17 protein-coding genes are annotated in these 17092 nt (G+C 47.2%); 3 read left to right on the top strand and 14 right to left on the bottom strand.

Translation table 11 applies throughout. The annotated features are described in order from the left end of the window. From B0187_RS08500 to mdh, 5 genes are all read right to left on the bottom strand, one after another. On the bottom strand, window positions 1–2164 hold a 2164-nt coding region (locus tag B0187_RS08500), incomplete at its 3' end, for an ESPR domain-containing protein (protein WP_281247608.1). Between the two features lie 403 nt (window positions 2165–2567). Further along, complete coding sequence (gene trxB, locus B0187_RS08495; RefSeq protein ID WP_078237439.1) at window positions 2568–3518, bottom strand: thioredoxin-disulfide reductase; 951 nt, start codon at window positions 3516–3518, stop codon at window positions 2568–2570. Window positions 3519–3527: 9 nt separating this feature from the next. Then, window positions 3528–4373 (bottom strand): co-chaperone YbbN, encoded by an 846-nt coding sequence (locus B0187_RS08490; protein ID WP_078237438.1) that lies wholly within the window; start codon window positions 4371–4373, stop codon window positions 3528–3530. Between the two features lie 65 nt (window positions 4374–4438). Continuing rightward, on the bottom strand, window positions 4439–4729 hold the full coding sequence (locus B0187_RS08485; protein WP_143413772.1) for a hypothetical protein: 291 nt from the start codon (window positions 4727–4729) through the stop codon (window positions 4439–4441). A gap of 58 nt (window positions 4730–4787) precedes the next feature. After that, on the bottom strand, window positions 4788–5744 hold the full coding sequence (gene mdh / locus B0187_RS08480) for a malate dehydrogenase (RefSeq protein ID WP_078237436.1): 957 nt from the start codon (window positions 5742–5744) through the stop codon (window positions 4788–4790). Between the two features lie 164 nt (window positions 5745–5908). Here mdh and argR point away from each other — a divergent pair, with 164 nt between their 5' ends. Continuing rightward, window positions 5909–6379, top strand: a complete 471-nt coding sequence (gene argR / locus B0187_RS08475) for a transcriptional regulator ArgR (protein WP_078237435.1) — start codon at window positions 5909–5911, stop codon at window positions 6377–6379. Next, the gene (locus B0187_RS08470; RefSeq protein WP_078237434.1) at window positions 6379–7263 is read left to right on the top strand and encodes a TIGR01777 family oxidoreductase; all 885 of its coding nucleotides are present in this window, start codon (window positions 6379–6381) and stop codon (window positions 7261–7263) included. The genes argR and B0187_RS08470 overlap by 1 nt, the downstream gene beginning before the upstream one ends. A gap of 32 nt (window positions 7264–7295) precedes the next feature. Here the strand turns inward: B0187_RS08470 and folK are convergent, their stop codons facing one another. The 9 genes from folK to B0187_RS08425 all read right to left on the bottom strand — a co-directional run bounded on the left by folK (window position 7296) and on the right by B0187_RS08425 (window position 15596). After that, entirely contained in the window at window positions 7296–7769 is a 474-nt protein-coding gene (gene folK, locus B0187_RS08465) for a 2-amino-4-hydroxy-6-hydroxymethyldihydropteridine diphosphokinase (protein ID WP_078237433.1), read from the bottom strand. Further along, the gene (locus tag B0187_RS08460; RefSeq protein WP_078237432.1) at window positions 7769–8263 is read right to left on the bottom strand and encodes a CvpA family protein; all 495 of its coding nucleotides are present in this window, start codon (window positions 8261–8263) and stop codon (window positions 7769–7771) included. Before B0187_RS08460 ends, folK begins: the two co-directional genes overlap by 1 nt. 110 nt (window positions 8264–8373) lie before the next feature. Continuing rightward, the gene (gene grpE, locus B0187_RS08455) at window positions 8374–8982 is read right to left on the bottom strand and encodes a nucleotide exchange factor GrpE (protein WP_078237431.1); all 609 of its coding nucleotides are present in this window, start codon (window positions 8980–8982) and stop codon (window positions 8374–8376) included. 119 nt (window positions 8983–9101) lie between these two features. Further along, window positions 9102–10463 carry an ATP-binding protein gene (locus B0187_RS08450; RefSeq protein WP_078237430.1) on the bottom strand — a complete coding sequence of 454 codons (1362 nt, stop codon included), beginning with the start codon at window positions 10461–10463 and terminating at the stop codon, window positions 9102–9104. Next, complete coding sequence (locus B0187_RS08445) at window positions 10456–11121, bottom strand: response regulator (RefSeq protein ID WP_078237429.1); 666 nt, start codon at window positions 11119–11121, stop codon at window positions 10456–10458. The genes B0187_RS08450 and B0187_RS08445 overlap by 8 nt, the downstream gene beginning before the upstream one ends. 83 nt (window positions 11122–11204) lie before the next feature. After that, window positions 11205–11576 carry a YgiW/YdeI family stress tolerance OB fold protein gene (locus B0187_RS08440; RefSeq protein ID WP_078237428.1) on the bottom strand — a complete coding sequence of 124 codons (372 nt, stop codon included), beginning with the start codon at window positions 11574–11576 and terminating at the stop codon, window positions 11205–11207. Between the two features lie 228 nt (window positions 11577–11804). Then, on the bottom strand, window positions 11805–13838 hold the full coding sequence (gene prlC / locus B0187_RS08435) for an oligopeptidase A (RefSeq protein WP_078237427.1): 2034 nt from the start codon (window positions 13836–13838) through the stop codon (window positions 11805–11807). A 98-nt stretch (window positions 13839–13936) separates the two neighbouring features. Continuing rightward, window positions 13937–14317 (bottom strand): hypothetical protein, encoded by a 381-nt coding sequence (locus B0187_RS08430; RefSeq protein WP_078237426.1) that lies wholly within the window; start codon window positions 14315–14317, stop codon window positions 13937–13939. Then, window positions 14310–15596 (bottom strand): isochorismate synthase, encoded by a 1287-nt coding sequence (locus B0187_RS08425; protein WP_078237425.1) that lies wholly within the window; start codon window positions 15594–15596, stop codon window positions 14310–14312. The genes B0187_RS08430 and B0187_RS08425 overlap by 8 nt, the downstream gene beginning before the upstream one ends. Before the next feature lie 139 nt (window positions 15597–15735). Here B0187_RS08425 and B0187_RS08420 point away from each other — a divergent pair, with 139 nt between their 5' ends. Continuing rightward, a complete protein-coding gene (locus tag B0187_RS08420; protein ID WP_078237424.1) occupies window positions 15736–16953 on the top strand; it encodes a pyridoxal phosphate-dependent aminotransferase in 1218 nt (405 codons plus the stop codon). Window positions 16954–17092 lie beyond the last annotated feature (139 nt).

Here is a 17092-nt window from a genome sequence, read left to right as displayed (position 1 = left end):
AACCTGCATTTAAAACATCACCTAAAGTCGCCGCTTGTGATTCTTGATCTGATGTAATGTTCGGACGAGCTTGCTCCGTTGTGTGCGGAGTTGTCACTGCATCACCCGTTTTAACATCTTCTGTCTGTGTCTTCGGCAAAGTACTTGTTAAGTTTGAAATGGTGTTATTACCATTTGCATCCGTACCAATCGTGATCGGGTTGCTTGCATTACCAACCGTTAAGTTAGTAAAGGTTGGAGTATCAACAGTTGAAATGTTCAATACATTACCAGCGCCTGTAATGTTGATATTTTTACCTGCATTGATAAACAGTTCATCACCCGCTGAAATTTCGCTTGAAGTATTCGGCGTATAAGTGTTCTCGCCACCAGCGGTGGTTGAGTTTACTTTCCAGAATGATCCGTTAATCATCTTCGCAACATCTGAAGCCGTTGCAAAAGAATCATCATCTGCTGGCACATTTACAGTACCTGCTGGTGTCGTGTTATTAGTTGCACCAGTTACGGTAGTGTTTGAGCCGTCTGATAATGTTAATGGTGATTTTTTAACATCAAAAGTAACGTTCACACCTGCAATGCTACCATCTGTCGCATTCCAGTTTTCCGCAAGTGCAATAGTACCTGTGCCATTGTTAAAGTTAACGACTTTGTTTGGTGTAATATGGTTCGAGAGATTTGCAGTGTTGTTAGATACCACAAAACCAGTTTCTAACTTCGCCATTACCGCATAAAGCTGTGAACCGTTGATGCCGTCTGTCGAGTTCGCATCAATATGACCTGCTGCAACGTTTTTGAGCTGACGTTCATTGTCCACTTCACCAATACTTACGTATTGCCCTTCTGTCTGTGGCTGACCCTTAAAGCCCCATTCGCCATAAGTGATAGTTTCGCCGTTTGAATTACGTACGGTTGCATTCGCAACATATTTAACAGCGTGGGATGCACCTGTCGTGCCAACTACGGCAGTTGAACCATTACCTAATACAACGGAGTTGATAGTAGGTACAGTAAGGATATTTGGACCTAGTGCAACAGAGTAGTTACCCGTTACGTTACTGTTTGTACCAAGAGTAAGTGATTCATAGCCACGCGCATGAGCACGAGTACCTAAGGCTGTAGAGTTTGCTGCACTTGCCAAAGCATAGTGACCGATAGCCATTGCATCATCACCCGCAACATTATTTCTATCAATCGATCCAGCTATTGCAACAGTACCGATTGCAAGCGTATTATTACCATACGCACGAGTTAACGTACCCATTGCTAATGAGCTATCTCCAAAAGCAAGGGCGTTAGTCCCTAAAGCATTAGCCGCAACTCCAGCTGCTTGAGATTGAGGACCGATAGCAACAGAAGCATCTCCCACTGAAGCCGTATTTGGATATCGCCCTGTAGCAATAAGGGCTGTCATATCGCTACTATAGCCTCTAGCTTGAGCATACCCCTTTACGTTACTTCGTCCGACAAATTGCAATTCTGGGATAGCTGCCATCATTTTATCCCAAGCTTTATTGATATCATCACCACCGATCGCGATAGATGAGTTACCGCCGGTTAAAGTATCAGAACCAATAGCAAGTGCTTGGTCTCCATATACCTGAGCACGACTACCTAATGCTAATTGTTGCGAGGTAGAAAAATTGCGGTTAGCAAAATGTGTGGTTGCTTGGCTACCTAAAATGGTATTACCGTTACCACCACTATCCGTAGCAGACCAACCAATAACAGTGTTAGCTGGCTGAGACTCTGCATTGTTTTTCACAACAACCGCATTTGCACCAATAACAACGTTACGAGCTGCTTTTGCTGTCGCGTTTGCACCAATGGCAATCGCATCCCAAGCTGGTGCTGTAGCGTTTGTGCCAATAGCAATTGAATCTCTTCCACCTGCTTGAGCAAGAGTTACAGCAGAATCACTTAATGCAATAGCACCTGCAACACCTGTAGAAGCCGTACCATCTAATGTACCGCTTGATGAGGTAGCAGCCATTGCCACACCACCTAACATCGCTCCACTTGCAACACTTAATGCCAATAATGTTTTAGTTGGCGATGTTCTCTCGTCTGTTTTTGAAGACGACTTACCTTTCGCCTTTGTTAATTCCGAAACTGCAACCCAAGATTGTGTTGCGTGATTCCAAATAACTTTGAACACTTTGTTCATACAATTCATCCTTTCATTAAAAATGAAAAATCACTTAATGATCCCACAATATTCTAAGCGAATTACCCATAACCATATAAGTAGAAATAGGCAGGCTAAAACCTTTCAGCAAAAGTAACTTGAGAAATCATACTACTATAATTTGATATTAATCAAATCGGCGAAATGATAGCCGAAATGATAAAAAAATCAATCTGGAAATTATCTTTTCTTGATTATACTAATAAATCACTACACCTAATCGAACAAATTTTAAACAAATCAAACTTATTGACATCGTTTTTTATCCAAAAATGTTGAGTTAGCCTATCAATTTTAAAAAAATTTCGTACATAAATGCCGAACCTAAAACGAGATAGCAACGGTGAGAGCACCGAAATTTTCAAAAATCCTACCCCTTGCATTAGCCCTGTGCGTCTAAAAACCGTTCCGCATCAAGGGCTGCCATACAGCCTGTGCCGGCGGAAGTGATTGCTTGGCGGTAGTTGTGATCCATTACATCGCCGGCGGCGAATACGCCTTCTACGCTGGTGGCGGTGGCGTTGCCCTCTAAGCCTGATTTGACTACAATGTAGCCGTTATTGAGTTCGAGCTGCCCTTGGAAAATGTCGGTGTTTGGGGCGTGTCCGATTGCCACGAAAACGCCGTCAAGGGCGAGTTCTTCTGCGGTGTCGTCTTGGGTGGATTTAATTCGCACGCCCGTTACGCCCATATTGTCGCCCAATACTTCGTCTAGCACTCGGTTGGTGTGTAGCACGATTTTGCCCTCAGCCACTTTTTTCATTAGGCGGTCGATCAAAATTTTCTCGCTGCGGAAGGTTTCACGGCGATGAATTAAATGCACCACCGAAGCCACGTTTGAGAGGTATAACGCCTCTTCCACCGCTGTGTTACCGCCGCCGATCACCGCCACGGGTTTGTTGCGGTAGAAAAAGCCATCGCAGGTGGCACAAGCGGATACGCCACGCCCTTTGTAAGCCTCTTCGGACGGCAAGCCGAGATATTTCGCTGAAGCCCCTGTCGCAATGATTAACGCATCGCAGGTAAAGGTGTTGATATCGCCTTTGAGGGTGAATGGGCGTTTGGAAAGATCGACTTGGCTGATGTGGTCGAAGATGATTTCCGTGTTAAATTTTTCGGCGTGCTTTTGCATTTTGTTCATCAATTCCGTACCAGTGATATCGCCAAATTCCCCTGGCCAGTTTTCAATTTCGGTGGTGGTGGTAAGCTGTCCGCCCTGCTGCATTCCCGTAACCAACACAGGGTTGAGGTTGGCACGAGCAGCATAAACGGCGGCGGTGTAGCCTGCTGGCCCTGAGCCTAAGATCAATAATTTTGCGTGTTTTGTGGTCATTTTTTGTTCCTAATATAAAAGTGAGTAGAGTTTGCGTCTGAAAGTTGGCACGAGGGGATCGGTGCCGAGTGCCGAGAGAATGGCTAAAAATTGGGTTTTGAGTTCGCCATTTGCCACATTGAGATCCTTTTGTAGCCAGCCGAACAGCAGATCCAACGCCTCTTGATTTTTGTGGGCTTGGTGCAGTTGGTTGGCAAGGCGGATCGCAATTTCCGCGGTTGGATTTTGGGCGTAATCCGCTTGCAACTGTTGCAATTCAGGGGATTCGCTTGCCTGTTCCAGCAATTCAATTTGGGCTTGCAAACCGTGCCAACGACTATCCCGATCTTGGATCGGAATCTGTTTCAAAATCTCTTTGGCAGGTTCAACCTGTTTCATCACAATGTAAGTTTCCGCATAGAGCAAGGCGAAATCGCTGTTTTTCTTGTCGCTCATTTCCCACGCCGATTTCAGCAACGGCAGGGCTTGATCGTAACGTTGATCTTGCAGATGTTCGAGGGCTTGATTAAATTTCAGCTCTTCTTCTTTCGGCAAAATGTTGGCGAGACGAACTCGCATTTCTGGCTCGCTGATCGCCCCTTGCACCATATCGATTGGGTGTCCGTCCTTGAAAAAATAGAGGGTCGGAATCGTTTGAATACGGAATTGGCTGGCAAGCATCGGTTGCTCTTGGCAATTCACCGTGGCAAGTAAAAATTGATTTGGGGTTTCGTCCCAAATTCGGCGAAGCAAAGCGTCCATTTCGAGGCTTGCCATTTCGGTTGGCGACATAAAATGAAACACCACGGGCATTTCCGCCGTGGCGTTCCAAATTTCGCTGAAATTTTGTTCAGTAACGTTGATAATTTGGTTCATAAAATCCTTAAAAAACAAGCGGTGGGATTGCAAATTATTTTACCGTTCCCACCGCTTGCTATCAACTATTCAGAAAAATAGTATTTGTTTTCAAAGGCGACCCCGCCTCGTCCTAAGCAGACATTCGGATCGTTTTGGGTGGAATAACTTCCATCACGGCAAACGATGCGAGCCTCTTTTGGCAAGGTTTGTGAATTGGCTTTCGGCAAATTCGCTTGCAAACTCGCCAGCGAGGTGTCTGGGCTTTTGACCGCTTGCTGGGCTGGCATTTCCGCCACCGCAACGCCTTGTCTCACACAGCCCGATAACGCAACCACCGCAACCGCGACCATTGATAACGCACCTTTTTTCATCATAAACTCCTATTATCATCAAAAATAGACGAGGGGATTTTGCGATTTATTGGGCGAAAAATCAACCCTCACGCACAAACTGTTCACCGAGGGCAATATCTTCGTGCAAAATCGGCAAACTTTCATCGAGTAATTTTTGTTCGTAATCGCTCAATGTGCCGACAGGTAAAAATGCCTCGATGCCGTTACGCCCGAAACGCACAGGGCGTGCGAAAAAACGTGGGTAGCCATCATTTTCATCGCCCTCAACATAGGCGTAACGCACGATGTCTTCCCCTGCAAGGGCTTTAATCACGGCGGTGGCAAATCTCGCCCCAGATTCCGCCATTGACATTGTTGCCGAACCTGCCCCAGCTTTGGCTTCCACCACTTCCGTGCCAGCATTTTTGATGCGGTGGGTAAGAGAGTCAATTTCCGCTTGGCTAAATTCAATTTTCTTATTTTCAAAGTAGGCTTGTGAGAGTAACGGTAGGATTGTCGGACCTGAGTGTCCGCCGATCACTGGCACTTTCACTTTTGATACATCTAAGCCTTTCAATTCTGCCACAAAGGTTTTGGCACGAATAACATCAAGGGTAGTTACGCCGAATAATTTGCGTTTGTCGTAAACGCCCGCTTTTTTCAACTCTTCCGCTGCCACCGCCACAAGGGTGTTCACAGGGTTAGTGATAATGCCGATACAGGCATTCGGGGCATATTTCGCCGCTTTCGCCACCAAATCACGCACGATACCTGCATTGATGTTGAACAGATCCGCACGGGTCATTCCAGGTTTGCGAGCGATACCCGCCGAGATCATCACAAGATCCGCACCCGCTAAGGCTTCGCTCGGATCTTCGCCACAATAACCTTTCACTTTCACGCTGGTTGGAATGTGGCTAATATCCACCGCCACCCCTGGCGTTACTGGGGCAATATCATAGAGGGCAAGATCCGTAAAAGCAGGCAATTCTACTTTTAACAATAAGGCGAGAGATTGACCGATTCCACCTGCCGCACCAAGAACAGTAACTTTCATATTTAGCTCCTTTATAAGATTAAAACTGGCGAAATTATAGCAAATCTTACCGCTTGTTTTAGCGGTTCTTTGCTTTTTTCAACAAAAGTTTGATTTTTATTGATTTTTCTGCATAAAAAAGCAAAAATCCTGCATATTTTTGACGAAAAATGAATAGAAAAACAATGAGCGATTTAAAAAACGAACACACTTTAACGGAAGCCTTTAAATCTCTATTAAAAGAAGAAAAATTCAGCTCGCAAAGTGAGATTGTTTCCGCCCTGCAAGAAATGGGGTTTGAGCATATCAACCAATCGAAAGTGTCGAGAATGTTGTCCAAATTCGGGGCGGTTCGCACCCGCAACACCAAAATGGAAATGGTTTATCAGCTGCCAGCGGAATTAAGCGTGCCAACCACGTCCAGCCCCTTGAAAAACCTCGTGATCGACATTGATGCGAATGATGCCCTAATCGTGATTCGCACTAGCCCAGGGGCGGCACAGTTAATCGCCCGCCTGCTCGATTCAATGGGCAAAGGCGAAGGCATTTTAGGTACGATAGCAGGGGACGACACCATTTTCATTACCCCCACTCGCCAAACCAGCGTGGATCAACTGATCCTCAACATCAACGAACTTTTTGAGACTTCACTCTAATGGCAAAACGCATTTTAATCACGGGCGGCACGGGTTTTATCGGTAAAGCCTTGGTCGAAAAATTGTTAGCGAAAGGCGATCAAATCACCATTCTCTCTCGCCAAAATCTCGTCAGTGATCAAGTGCGTTATATTCAAAATCTCAATCAATTCAAAAATTTAAATGAATTTGACGCGGTAATTAACCTTGCGGGCGAACCGATTTTTGCCAAACGTTGGACGGCAAAACAGAAAGCGATTTTGCGATCCAGTCGTATCGATCTCACGGCACAACTCGCTGATCTGATTGAGAAAAGTGATAATCCGCCGAAAGTCTTCCTTTCAGGATCAGCCACAGGCTTTTATGGCGATTTACCCCAATCCGCAAAATTTTTCGATGAACAAACCGCTTGTGGTACGGGCTTCGCCGCCTCACTCTGCCACGAATGGGAACAAACCGCCCTGCGAGTGGCAAGCGAAACCCGAGTCTGCTTGTTGCGAACAGGCTTGGTAATGGACAAATCGGGCGGGGCATTAAAAGCAATGTTGCCACTTTACCGCTGGGGCTTAGGCGGAAAATTAGGCTCAGGCGAACAACATTGGGCGTGGATTGCTCTTGCCGACTACTTGCAAGCGGTCGAATTTTTGCTTGAAAACGCACAATGCGAAGGGGCTTTCAACCTTGCCGCCCCACACCCTGCTACCAACGCTGAATTTAACCGCTTGCTCGCCCACCAACTCAACCGCCCTGCCTTCTGCCACGCCCCCGCTTTCGCCCTCAAATTACTTCTCGGCGAACGCTCGCAATTATTACTGAATAACCAATCGCTTGTGCCACAGCGGTTGTTGGAACAGGGGTTTATTTTTCAATATCCGCAACTGCCTACGTTCGACATTCTTAATTAAGTGTTCTTTTACTGATTAAAGAATTTTAATTTTTAGTAGAATGTTACCATTTGATGATCTTGAAACTGCCGATAAAGTGTCGCCAGCGATGTGCCGTTTGGCAAAATCAGATCGGGGTTGAGATCATACAAAGGCACAATCACAAATTCCCGATTGTGCATATCGTAATGGGGAACGGTCAGCCGTTCCGTCTCAATTTGTTCATCGCCGTAAAGCAAAATATCCAAATCAAGGGTGCGTTCCCCCCAACGGCGTAACCGCACTCGCCCCTGCTCGTTTTCGATCCGTTGCAATTCATCTAACAGGGTGCAAGCGGGTAGATCCGTGCGAATTTCCACTACGGCATTCACATAATCGGGCTGATCCTGCGGCCCGAGCGGTTTACTGCCGTAAAACGGACTAACCCGCAATCCCGCATCCAATTTTTGCAGGGAACTGACCGCTTGTTTAAGCTGTTCAACAGGGTTGGCTAAATTTGAACCCAAGGCGATATAAACGATTTTCATCATTTATTCAAAAAGCTCGAATTGGCTTGCAACTGCTCGAAGAACCATTTCACGATAAAGTCAAAATGTGGAATCAGTTGCGACTGTTTCCAAAGTTCACTCTGGCTGGCTTGGGTAAAGGTGTCGAAGAAAAATAAAATCGCCGCCACAATTAAAATACCACGCAACGCCCCGAACGCCCCGCCGAGAATACGGTCGGTGGTGGAAAGCCCTGTGGTGTCGAGGATTTTGTTCAGCAAGGCAGTAATCACGCTGCACACAATCAAAGTGATGATGAATAAAATCGCTGCCGCAATGCCGTTGCGGACAAATTCCGATTTGAGGTAAGGGTTATCCATTACGGCAAAATAGCCTGCGAGGTAAGAATAGAATTGGCTCGCCACGATAAAGGCGATCACCCAACCGCCGAACGACAACACTTCGCTGATAAAACCCCGCCAAAGGCTGACGAGAATTGAAAAGGCGATAAGCCCGACAATAATTAAATCGACCATAAAATTTCCTTGTGAAAAAAGTTGGGCGGTATTGTACCGAAAATCACGGGCAAATAAAAATCCCCCAACGGGGGGATTTTCTGGGAACTATCCGCTTGCAAGGGGTCGGATTATGCCGCCACCATTACCATCGCAGGACGAATTACACGACCTTGCAAGGTGTAGCCTTTTTGTAACACTTGGCAGAGGTGGTTTGGCTCAACGCCCTCTGCCGGTTGCATTGAAATCGCTTGATGCAGTTCTGGGTTAAAGGCTTCACCCACCACGCCCACGGCTTCCACGCCAAAGCGGGCAAGGGTGGAAACAAGCTCTTTGTGGGTCATTTCCACCCCTTTCACAAGGGCTTCATCGGCATTGGCAAGGGCTTCTAAGCCACGTTCTAAATTATCCACCACATTGAGCAACTCTTTGGCGAATTTTTCGAGGGCGAATTTGTGGGCTTTTTCCACATCCTGCTCAGCACGGCGGCGGATGTTTTCCACTTCCGCTCTGGCTCGCAGGGTAATATCTTGCTCACGTTTATCCGCTTCGGCGATGTAAGTTTCTAATTCGGCGATGCGATTTTGAGCCGCGACAAGCGGGTCGATTTGTTCAGATTCTTGCGGTTGAGCTTCTGCCGTTGGCTCAACATTTTCGCTAGTGGTTTCGGTTGCGGTGGTTTGTTCGGTAGGCTGTTCGATTTCTTGATTGAGTTGTTCTTGTTCGGTTTGGTTTGTCATTGAATGTTCCTTTTGGCTAGGGTAAAAATTGACAACAATATAAGGCTATTTGAGTGAATTTCAAGGCTCGCATTATAGCAAAGCCTGCCATTCTGCACAAAGTAAAGGCAGGCTTAGGATTAGAACAAAATTTCCGCTTTCAAACCGCCCAATTCGCTGCGGCTGAGTTTGAGTTGGAAATGGTGCAACGCTAAAATCCGTTTGACAATCGACAAGCCTAAACCGCTGCCTTTTTCGTCTTGCCCATTGTCAGTGGGGCGATCAACAGGGCGGTAAAAAGGTTGCCCGAGTTTGGCGAGGTCGCTGTCGCTCACGCCGTTGCCGTTATCTTCCACGATCAAGCGGTCGGATTTCAGCAAAATTTTGATTAAGCTACCGCTTGGGGTGTAGTGAATCGCATTTTCGATCAAGTTGCGTAGCACCAAACTCAATAGCAGCGGTTTGCCCTGTTGCGGTGGCGGTTCGCTCTCGATGTCGAGATAAAGATCGCTCTGTTTCTGCTCGGCGAGGGCGTAAAGTTGGCTGACGTTGGATTCCGCAATGCTTTGCCAATTCACGCTTTCCAGCTCATCGAGCTGGGTGATGTTTTCCAAACGAGAAAGCGTAAGCAGTTGCTCAATCAGTTGCGAAATGCGGTCGATACTGCCCTCAATGTTTTTCAAGGCACGCTGATGCGTTTCGGGATCGTCTTGGGCCATTTGAGCGATTTCCGCCTGCACCCGCAAGCCAGCCAACGGGCTACGCAGTTCGTGGGCGGCATCGGAAGTAAACCGCCGTTCCCGATTGAACATCGTTTGGGTTCGCTCAAAATAGTGGTTAAGGCTGGTTACAAGGGGTTGGATTTCGCTCGGCAAACGAGGATTCACAATCGGGGTGGTTTCATCGGGTTTGCGTTCACTCACCTGACGAGCAAGCTGTTTGAGCGGGGCAAATTCACGGTAAATAAACCACAAAATCGCCAAAATTACGAGGGGAAAGCCCACCGCCCAACTGCCGAGTTGCGACACCACCGCCTTACCGATCACTTCCTGCCGATATTCAATCTCTTGCCCCACCGCAATGTAAAGATCGCCGTCTTGCAACCAATAAATGCGGTATTCGTCCCGATCATCTTCCTCTTGCACAATTTGTTGGTTAAATCCGCCATTTTTCGGGGCGAACGGAATAAAACGCCCGTCTCGCCCATCGTGGAAAATCTGCGTGCCGTTTTGGTCGAAAATCGCAAAGGCGATGGCGTCATCTTCCACATTTTGCGTTGGGGCGTTGCTTGATGTTTTGAGGGTTTGAAAGCCTTCGGTAATGTTTGACGAGGCGAGCCGTTCGGCAAAATAGATCTGTTGTGCATCAAACAGATCATTGATCTCTTTGCGTAACATCAGCCAGCCCGTGAGGCTAGAAATCAGCCCGATCAGCAGGGTAATGGATGACAAACTGACGATCAAGCGGTAGCGTAAACTGCGATTTTTGCCGAATTTAAGCATTATTATTCCCTAATTTATAGCCGACCCCGTGCACGGTTTTGATCCAATGGCTACCGAGTTTTTTGCGTAAATGGTGAATATACACTTCCAACGCATTGCTACTCACATCGTTATCCCAACTGTACAATTTTTCTTCGATAAAGGTGCGAGAAAGCACTCGCTCACGGTTCTGCACAAAGAGTTGCAACAGTTGAAACTCTTTGGCGGTGAGGGTGATCGGCTGATCGGCAAGGGAAACATTGCGGCTATTCAGATCGATTTTCAACTCGCCGATCTCAATTTCACTCGAACTTTGCTGATAACGGCGGCGAATCAGGGCTTGCAACCGCACCACCACTTCCGCCAACGCAAAGGGCTTGCAGAGATAATCGTCCGCCCCCGCATTAAAGCCGAGCAAGCGTTCATCAAGGGTATCACGGGCGGTTAAAATCAGTACAGGCACATCTTGATTCGCTTTTCGCCACTGTTTGAGAATATCCAGCCCGTCCATTTTCGGCAGGGTTAAATCCAGCACCACCGCATCATATTCAGCGGAAGCCAACGCCTCAAAACCGAGCTTGCCATCGTTGAACCAATCCACCACAAAATTCTGCTTACTCAGCCCAATTTTCAAGCCCTCGCCGATTAACTTATCATCTTCAATCAATAAAATTCGCATAATCCCCCCGCTTGTAATGTAACAAAGGACGCCCAAAGCGTCCTCGCTATTATAAATGATTGTTTTGCCATACAAAGGCGAAATTAACGGGTGATTTTGTTCACTTCAAGGGTACGCTCGCCCGTGTCGCTATCCACGTCCACTTTACCGCTGATACGAATACGATCTTTCGGCGACACATTCAAACCACGCCACGCACGGTCGTCCACATCAATACGGATCGTGCCAGTTTCATCTTTAAAGGTAAATTCATCATCGCCGAGCTGATTGATGATGTTACCGCTAATCACAAAACGAGCATTATCACGGGCTTTTTTCGCCTGAGCCACCTTTGAAATAGTGGCTGATTGGCTCGCCACACTCTTACCATTGCTCGCATTACCATTTTGAAACCCCGCCATTGCTGGTGCTGAAAGAGCCAAAGCAAGAACAGAAGTGAGTAATAATTTTTTCATTGAAATTTTCCTTTTGGGTTGAGTAAATAAAACCGAAGCCGCATCCGCCACCTCGTTGCTACGAAAGCCATTAAACCAAAAAGATCTTAAAAATATCTTAAGGAATAAAAATTTTTTAAATAATTATTTCAAACGGTAAGCAAAATCTGAAAGAGGGGGATAAATTCTCTCTTGCATAAAAAAATGGACGCTTGGCGTCCATTTTTGTTTTGTGAAGTTTGGGGGAAGTTAGTTGGCGATGCCTTTGTGGCGTAATAACGCATCGAGGGTTGGTTTTCTGCCGCGGAAGCGTTCAAAAAGGACCATTGGTTCTTCTGAACCGCCGCGGGTTAGGATGTTGTCGAGGAAATCTTGCCCCACTTGGCGGTTGAAAATGCCCTCTTGCTCGAAGCGTGAGTAGGCGTCTGCCGAAAGCACTTCCGCCCAAAGGTAGCTGTAATAGCCTGCGGCGTAGCCCCCTGCGAAGATGTGGCTGAAACTGTGCGGGGTGCGTACCCATTCTGGGGTTTTAACCACGGCGATTTCTGCTTTCACCGCTTTGAGGGTGTCTAGCACGATGTTCGCTTTCGGCTCTGCAAGGTGCAGGCGGAAATCAAACAAGCCAAATTCGAGTTGGCGTAGCACAAACATTGCCGCTTGGAAGTTTTTCGCTTTGAGCAGTTGGGTTAATTTCTCTTTTGGTAGCGGTTCGCCTGTTTGGTAATGCCCCGAAATAAATTGCAAGGCTTCTTCTTCCCAGCACCAATTTTCGAGGAATTGGCTCGGCAATTCCACGGCATCCCACGCCACGCCACTGATGCCCGACACATCGCTCACCTCAATTTCGGTCAGCATATGGTGAATGCCGTGCCCAAATTCGTGGAATAGGGTGGTAACTTCATCGTGGGTAAACAGGGCGGGTTTGTCGCCAATCGGTTTGTTGAAGTTGCAAGTGAGGTAGGCAACGGGCTTTTGTAGCGTGCCGTCCGCCAATCGCATTTGCGAAATGCAGTCGTCCATCCACGCCCCGCCGCGTTTGTTTTCACGGGCGTATAAATCAAGGTAGAACGAGCCACGCAAGCGGTCGGTTTCGTCAAAAATATCGAAGAATCGCACGTTTTCGTGCCACACATCGACCCCAAATTTTTCTTCGATGCGTAAGCCAAAAATGCGTTTCATCAATTCAAATAAGCCTGAAAGGACGCGATCTTCGGGGAAATAAGGGCGTAATTCTTCATCGTTGATCGCATAAAGGGCTTGTTTCTGTTTTTCGCTGTAATAGGCGATGTCCCAAGGTTCAAGCTCGGTTACGCCATATTCTTGCTCAACAAACGCCTTTAATTCCGCCAGCTCTTTTTCGCCTTGGGCTTTGGAACGTTTTGCCAAATCTTCAAGGAAATCAATCACTTGTTTCGGGCTTTCCGCCATTTTGGTGGCGAGGGATAAATCCGCATAAGTGGCAAAACCGAGTAAGTTCGCCATTTCTAAGCGTAACGCTAATTTTTCGTCAATGTTGGCGGTGTTGTCCCATTTGCCTGCGTTCGCCCCTTGATCGGACGCTCGGGTGGCATACTCTTTGTAGAGAGCCGCACGCAGTTCGCGGTTGTCGCAGTAAGTTAAAACAGGGAAATAGCTTGGAAATTCAAGGGTGAAGCGGTAGCCTTTTTTGCCTTTGCTTTCTGCCGATAATTTCGCCGCTTCTAACGCCGATTCTGGCAAGCCTTGCAGTTGGGCTTCGTCTGTGATCACAATATCCCAGCCCATTGTGGCATCTAGCACATTGTTGCTGAATTGTGAGCTAAGTTCCGACAAACGAGCCGACACCTCGCCGTAGCGTTTTTGCTTATCGGCAGGCAACGAAATGCCCGACAATTCAAAATCACGCAGGCTGTTTTCAATCGCTTTTTGTTGAGCGAGGGAAAGGGTGGCAAATTCGGCACTGTTTTTTAATTTGAGGTAGCCCTGATAAAGCCCCTGATGTTGCCCCGCCCAAGTGCTATATTCCGATAACAAAGGCAAGCAGGCTTGGTAGGCTTCACGCAGTTCAGGGCTATTTTTCACGCCGTTGAGGTGGCTGATCGGCGACCACGCACGGGAAAATTGGTTGCTCGCCATCGCTTGTGGCAGATAGAAATTTTCCCAGGTTGGATTTTCAATTTTCGCTACCGTTTCAATGGTTTCACGGCATTGTTGGATTAACTGTTCAATCGCAGGTTGGATATGTTCAGCTTTGATTTGAGAAAACGGCGGTAAGCCAGTAAAAGTGAGTAAAGGGTTTGACATTCGATATCCTTTTTAAGCTAAGAGGGGCTAAAAATAAGGCTTGCACACCCCATTTTGAGCGTGCAAGCGGTCTGATTTTAAAAATTTTGAGGGTGGGATTAGAGCCACCAGCTTTCTGGATTGAGGACTTCTTGCTTTTTGAAGTATTTGATCGCCCCGTTGATCACACGCACCAGATACCAAATCTGCACCGCCAACAAGAGCAAGCCCACGCCCGACATTAAGCCGATCAATATTGAGCCGACCAACGATGCCGCCACGCTCACCCACACCGAGCGGATTTGATAATCAAGGTGGGAAATTTCCAGTAATACGGGGGTGTCTTTGCGTTTAATGTAGCCGTAAATCCCGCCAATCACGGCAAAAATCGGGAAAATAATCCCTGCAATAATCAAGCCATAAACGATTTTGAGGGTACGTTTGGCTTGTTGTTCGTCATTTGATAATCCTTGTGGATTATTTGGATTGAAATCACTCATTTTTTACCTCGTTAGTTGGTTGTGAAAATAAAAATCGGCTTAATCCTTGGGCTTTGCGTTCAATTTCCTGCCATTCCGATAACGGCTCTGAACCTGCCACAATCCCCGCCCCTGCATAAAGGGTAATCTGATTTTGACAAATTCGCCCCGAACGCAGGGTTACGCAAAATTCCGCTTGGGTTGGATTGAAAAAGCCCAACGCCCCTGCATACCATTGCCGTTTAAACGGCTCGTGTTCGGCGATAAACTGTTTCGCCGCAGCACGGGGCAAACCTGCAATGGCGGCGGTGGGGTGGATTCGCCGTAAACAATCTCGATCATTCACGCCTTGATTGAGCTTGGCTGCAATCGGACGGCGTAAATGTTGAACATTGTGCAAACGCTTGATTTCGACATCGGCGATCTGAATTTCGTTCACGCAATCGGCGAAGTGCTGGCAAATATCGTCCACCACCAGTTGATTTTCGTGGCTATTTTTCGGATCACTCAACAACCACAAGCCGTTGCGTTCGGTGGTGGCGAGATCATCAACCACCGCCACCGTGCCAGCGAGGGCTTCCGTTTGCAAGGTTTGCTGATCACGGGCGTAGAGCCGTTCGGGGCTTGACCCGATAAACATTTCCTGCTCGTTTTCCGCCCATAAAAAATGGTAACAACCTTGATTCGCCCGAACGCTTTCCGCCAATAAATCGTAGCCGTTAATTGCCTTGGCAAAGGTCAATTTGGTGGCATTCGCCAGCACCACTTTATTTAAATTTTGCTGGTTAATTTCCGCAATCGCTTGCTGGATATTGTGTGTCCATTGGGAAAAATCAAGGGCGGTTTGGCGTTGAATCAGTTGATTTTGCAACGGCTCAAATTCCGCCTGCCATTCGGCGAAAAATGGCTCGCAACTGACCGCTTGTTGCCCGTCAAAATGGAAACAAGCGGTGAGATTTTGCGAAGTTTTTTCGAGCAGTAAACAAGGCAAAATAAAACGGCTCTGCCCCTCAAACTGCACCCCACCCACGAGGGTAAACCCCGTTTCATCAACAAATTGTTGGGCTTGTTCAAGGCTGTCAAAGGTTCGCACCGCCCCAACGGCAACGATTGAACGCTGTTGATCACGGCTCTGCCAAAAGGCTTGGGGATAATGAGATTGGGCTTTGAGGTAGCGAAGTAGGGTCAAATTTTCCGCCGAAAAGGGTACACTCGCCTGATACCGCACCACGCCCGAGCAAGGGCGGTGGTTCGCAATCTGGTGGCTAAGTTGTTGTTTTAATTGATGAAAAATCGACATTGGCAAAAATTTTTAAAAATCTGACCGCTTGAACAAAAAAAGAGGGGGCATTTTAGCGTATTTCCTCTTTTTTTTCCTTACAAATCAGAGTAAAGTGCGGGAATTTTCATTTTCATCTTTTCAAATACAGGAATTTACAATGGAACGTTTTCCAAAATCCGATAAATTATCCCACGTTCGCTACGACATCCGTGGCCCGATCCACAAAGAGGCGTTACGCCTTGAAGAAGAGGGGCATAAAATCCTCAAACTAAACATCGGCAACCCTGCCCCGTTCGGCTTTGAAGCCCCTGATGAAATTTTGGTGGACGTGATCCGCAACCTGCCGACCGCCCAAGGCTACTGCGATTCCAAAGGGCTTTATTCGGCTCGCAAGGCGGTGGTGCAATACTACCAATCAAAAGGGATTATGGGCGTGGACGTGAACGATGTTTACATCGGCAACGGCGTGTCTGAGCTGATTACGATGTCAATGCAGGCGTTGCTGAACGATGGTGATGAGATTTTGATCCCAATGCCTGATTACCCACTTTGGACGGCGGCGGCGACCCTCGCAGGTGGTAAAGCGGTGCATTATTTGTGCGATGAGGAAAATGAGTGGTTTCCGAGCATTGAAGATATTAAGGCGAAAATCAGCCCGAGAACCAAAGCGATCCTCGTGATCAACCCAAATAACCCAACGGGGGCGGTGTATAGTCGTGCGATCTTGCAGGAAATTGCAGACCTCGCTCGCCAGCATAATTTGATTATTTTTGCGGACGAAATTTACGAAAAAATTATCTACGATGGGGCGGTACATCATCACATCGCCGCCCTCGCCCCTGATGTGCTGACCGTAACGATGAACGGCTTGTCGAAAGCCTACCGTGTGGCGGGATTCCGTCAAGGCTGGATGGTGTTGAGCGGCCCGAAAAATCACGCCAAAGGCTTTATTGAGGGGCTAGATATGCTCTCGTCAATGCGTTTGTGTGCAGTTACCCCAATGCAGCACGCGATTCAAACCGCCCTCGGTGGCTACCAAAGCATTAACGAATTTATCCTACCAGGCGGACGTTTACTCGAACAACGCAACAAAATGCACGAATTGCTAGTGCAAATCCCTGGAATTAGCTGCGTAAAAGCGAAAGGGGCGTTATATATGTTCCCGAAAATCGACACCGAAATGTACGGCATTAAGGACGATCAGAAATTCATCTACGACCTGCTACAACAAGAAAAAGTGTTACTGGTGCAAGGCTCGGGCTTTAACTGGCATAAATCCGACCACTTCCGTGTTGTAACGCTACCGCACGTTCACCAAATCGAAGAAGCGATCGGGCGTTTGGCGAGGTTTTTGAAGAATTATCGTCAAGAATAGGATTTTACAGCGGTGGGATAAAGAAAAATTTCAAAATCTTACCGCTTGTTGCTAAATTCTACGATCTGTTTGGGTCGCAAGCATTGCGACCCTACGGTAGGGACGCCACGCTGGCGTCCTTTCCGCAAATTTCTTAATT

Origin of the sequence: Haemophilus paracuniculus (genome assembly GCF_002015115.1) — a bacterium.
GTDB lineage: Bacteria > Pseudomonadota > Gammaproteobacteria > Enterobacterales > Pasteurellaceae > Haemophilus_E > Haemophilus_E paracuniculus.
Note: the sequence above shows the minus strand (reverse complement) of the source record. Positions and strands in the feature narration are given on the sequence as shown.

What these genes read in the sequence shown, in the direction of transcription:
- trxB (WP_078237439.1), bottom strand. Translation starts at nt 3,518, where the DNA reads ATGACCACAAAACACGCAAAATTATTGATCTTAGGCTCAGGGCCAGCA.
- B0187_RS08490 (WP_078237438.1), bottom strand. Translation starts at nt 4,373, where the DNA reads ATGAACCAAATTATCAACGTTACTGAACAAAATTTCAGCGAAATTTGG.
- B0187_RS08485 (WP_143413772.1), bottom strand. Translation starts at nt 4,729, where the DNA reads ATGATGAAAAAAGGTGCGTTATCAATGGTCGCGGTTGCGGTGGTTGCG.
- mdh (WP_078237436.1), bottom strand. Translation starts at nt 5,744, where the DNA reads ATGAAAGTTACTGTTCTTGGTGCGGCAGGTGGAATCGGTCAATCTCTC.
- argR (WP_078237435.1), top strand. Translation starts at nt 5,909, where the DNA reads ATGAGCGATTTAAAAAACGAACACACTTTAACGGAAGCCTTTAAATCT.
- B0187_RS08470 (WP_078237434.1), top strand. Translation starts at nt 6,379, where the DNA reads ATGGCAAAACGCATTTTAATCACGGGCGGCACGGGTTTTATCGGTAAA.
- folK (WP_078237433.1), bottom strand. Translation starts at nt 7,769, where the DNA reads ATGAAAATCGTTTATATCGCCTTGGGTTCAAATTTAGCCAACCCTGTT.
- B0187_RS08460 (WP_078237432.1), bottom strand. Translation starts at nt 8,263, where the DNA reads ATGGTCGATTTAATTATTGTCGGGCTTATCGCCTTTTCAATTCTCGTC.
- grpE (WP_078237431.1), bottom strand. Translation starts at nt 8,982, where the DNA reads ATGACAAACCAAACCGAACAAGAACAACTCAATCAAGAAATCGAACAG.
- B0187_RS08450 (WP_078237430.1), bottom strand. Translation starts at nt 10,463, where the DNA reads ATGCTTAAATTCGGCAAAAATCGCAGTTTACGCTACCGCTTGATCGTC.
- B0187_RS08445 (WP_078237429.1), bottom strand. Translation starts at nt 11,121, where the DNA reads ATGCGAATTTTATTGATTGAAGATGATAAGTTAATCGGCGAGGGCTTG.
- B0187_RS08440 (WP_078237428.1), bottom strand. Translation starts at nt 11,576, where the DNA reads ATGAAAAAATTATTACTCACTTCTGTTCTTGCTTTGGCTCTTTCAGCA.
- prlC (WP_078237427.1), bottom strand. Translation starts at nt 13,838, where the DNA reads ATGTCAAACCCTTTACTCACTTTTACTGGCTTACCGCCGTTTTCTCAA.
- B0187_RS08430 (WP_078237426.1), bottom strand. Translation starts at nt 14,317, where the DNA reads ATGAGTGATTTCAATCCAAATAATCCACAAGGATTATCAAATGACGAA.
- B0187_RS08425 (WP_078237425.1), bottom strand. Translation starts at nt 15,596, where the DNA reads ATGTCGATTTTTCATCAATTAAAACAACAACTTAGCCACCAGATTGCG.
- B0187_RS08420 (WP_078237424.1), top strand. Translation starts at nt 15,736, where the DNA reads ATGGAACGTTTTCCAAAATCCGATAAATTATCCCACGTTCGCTACGAC.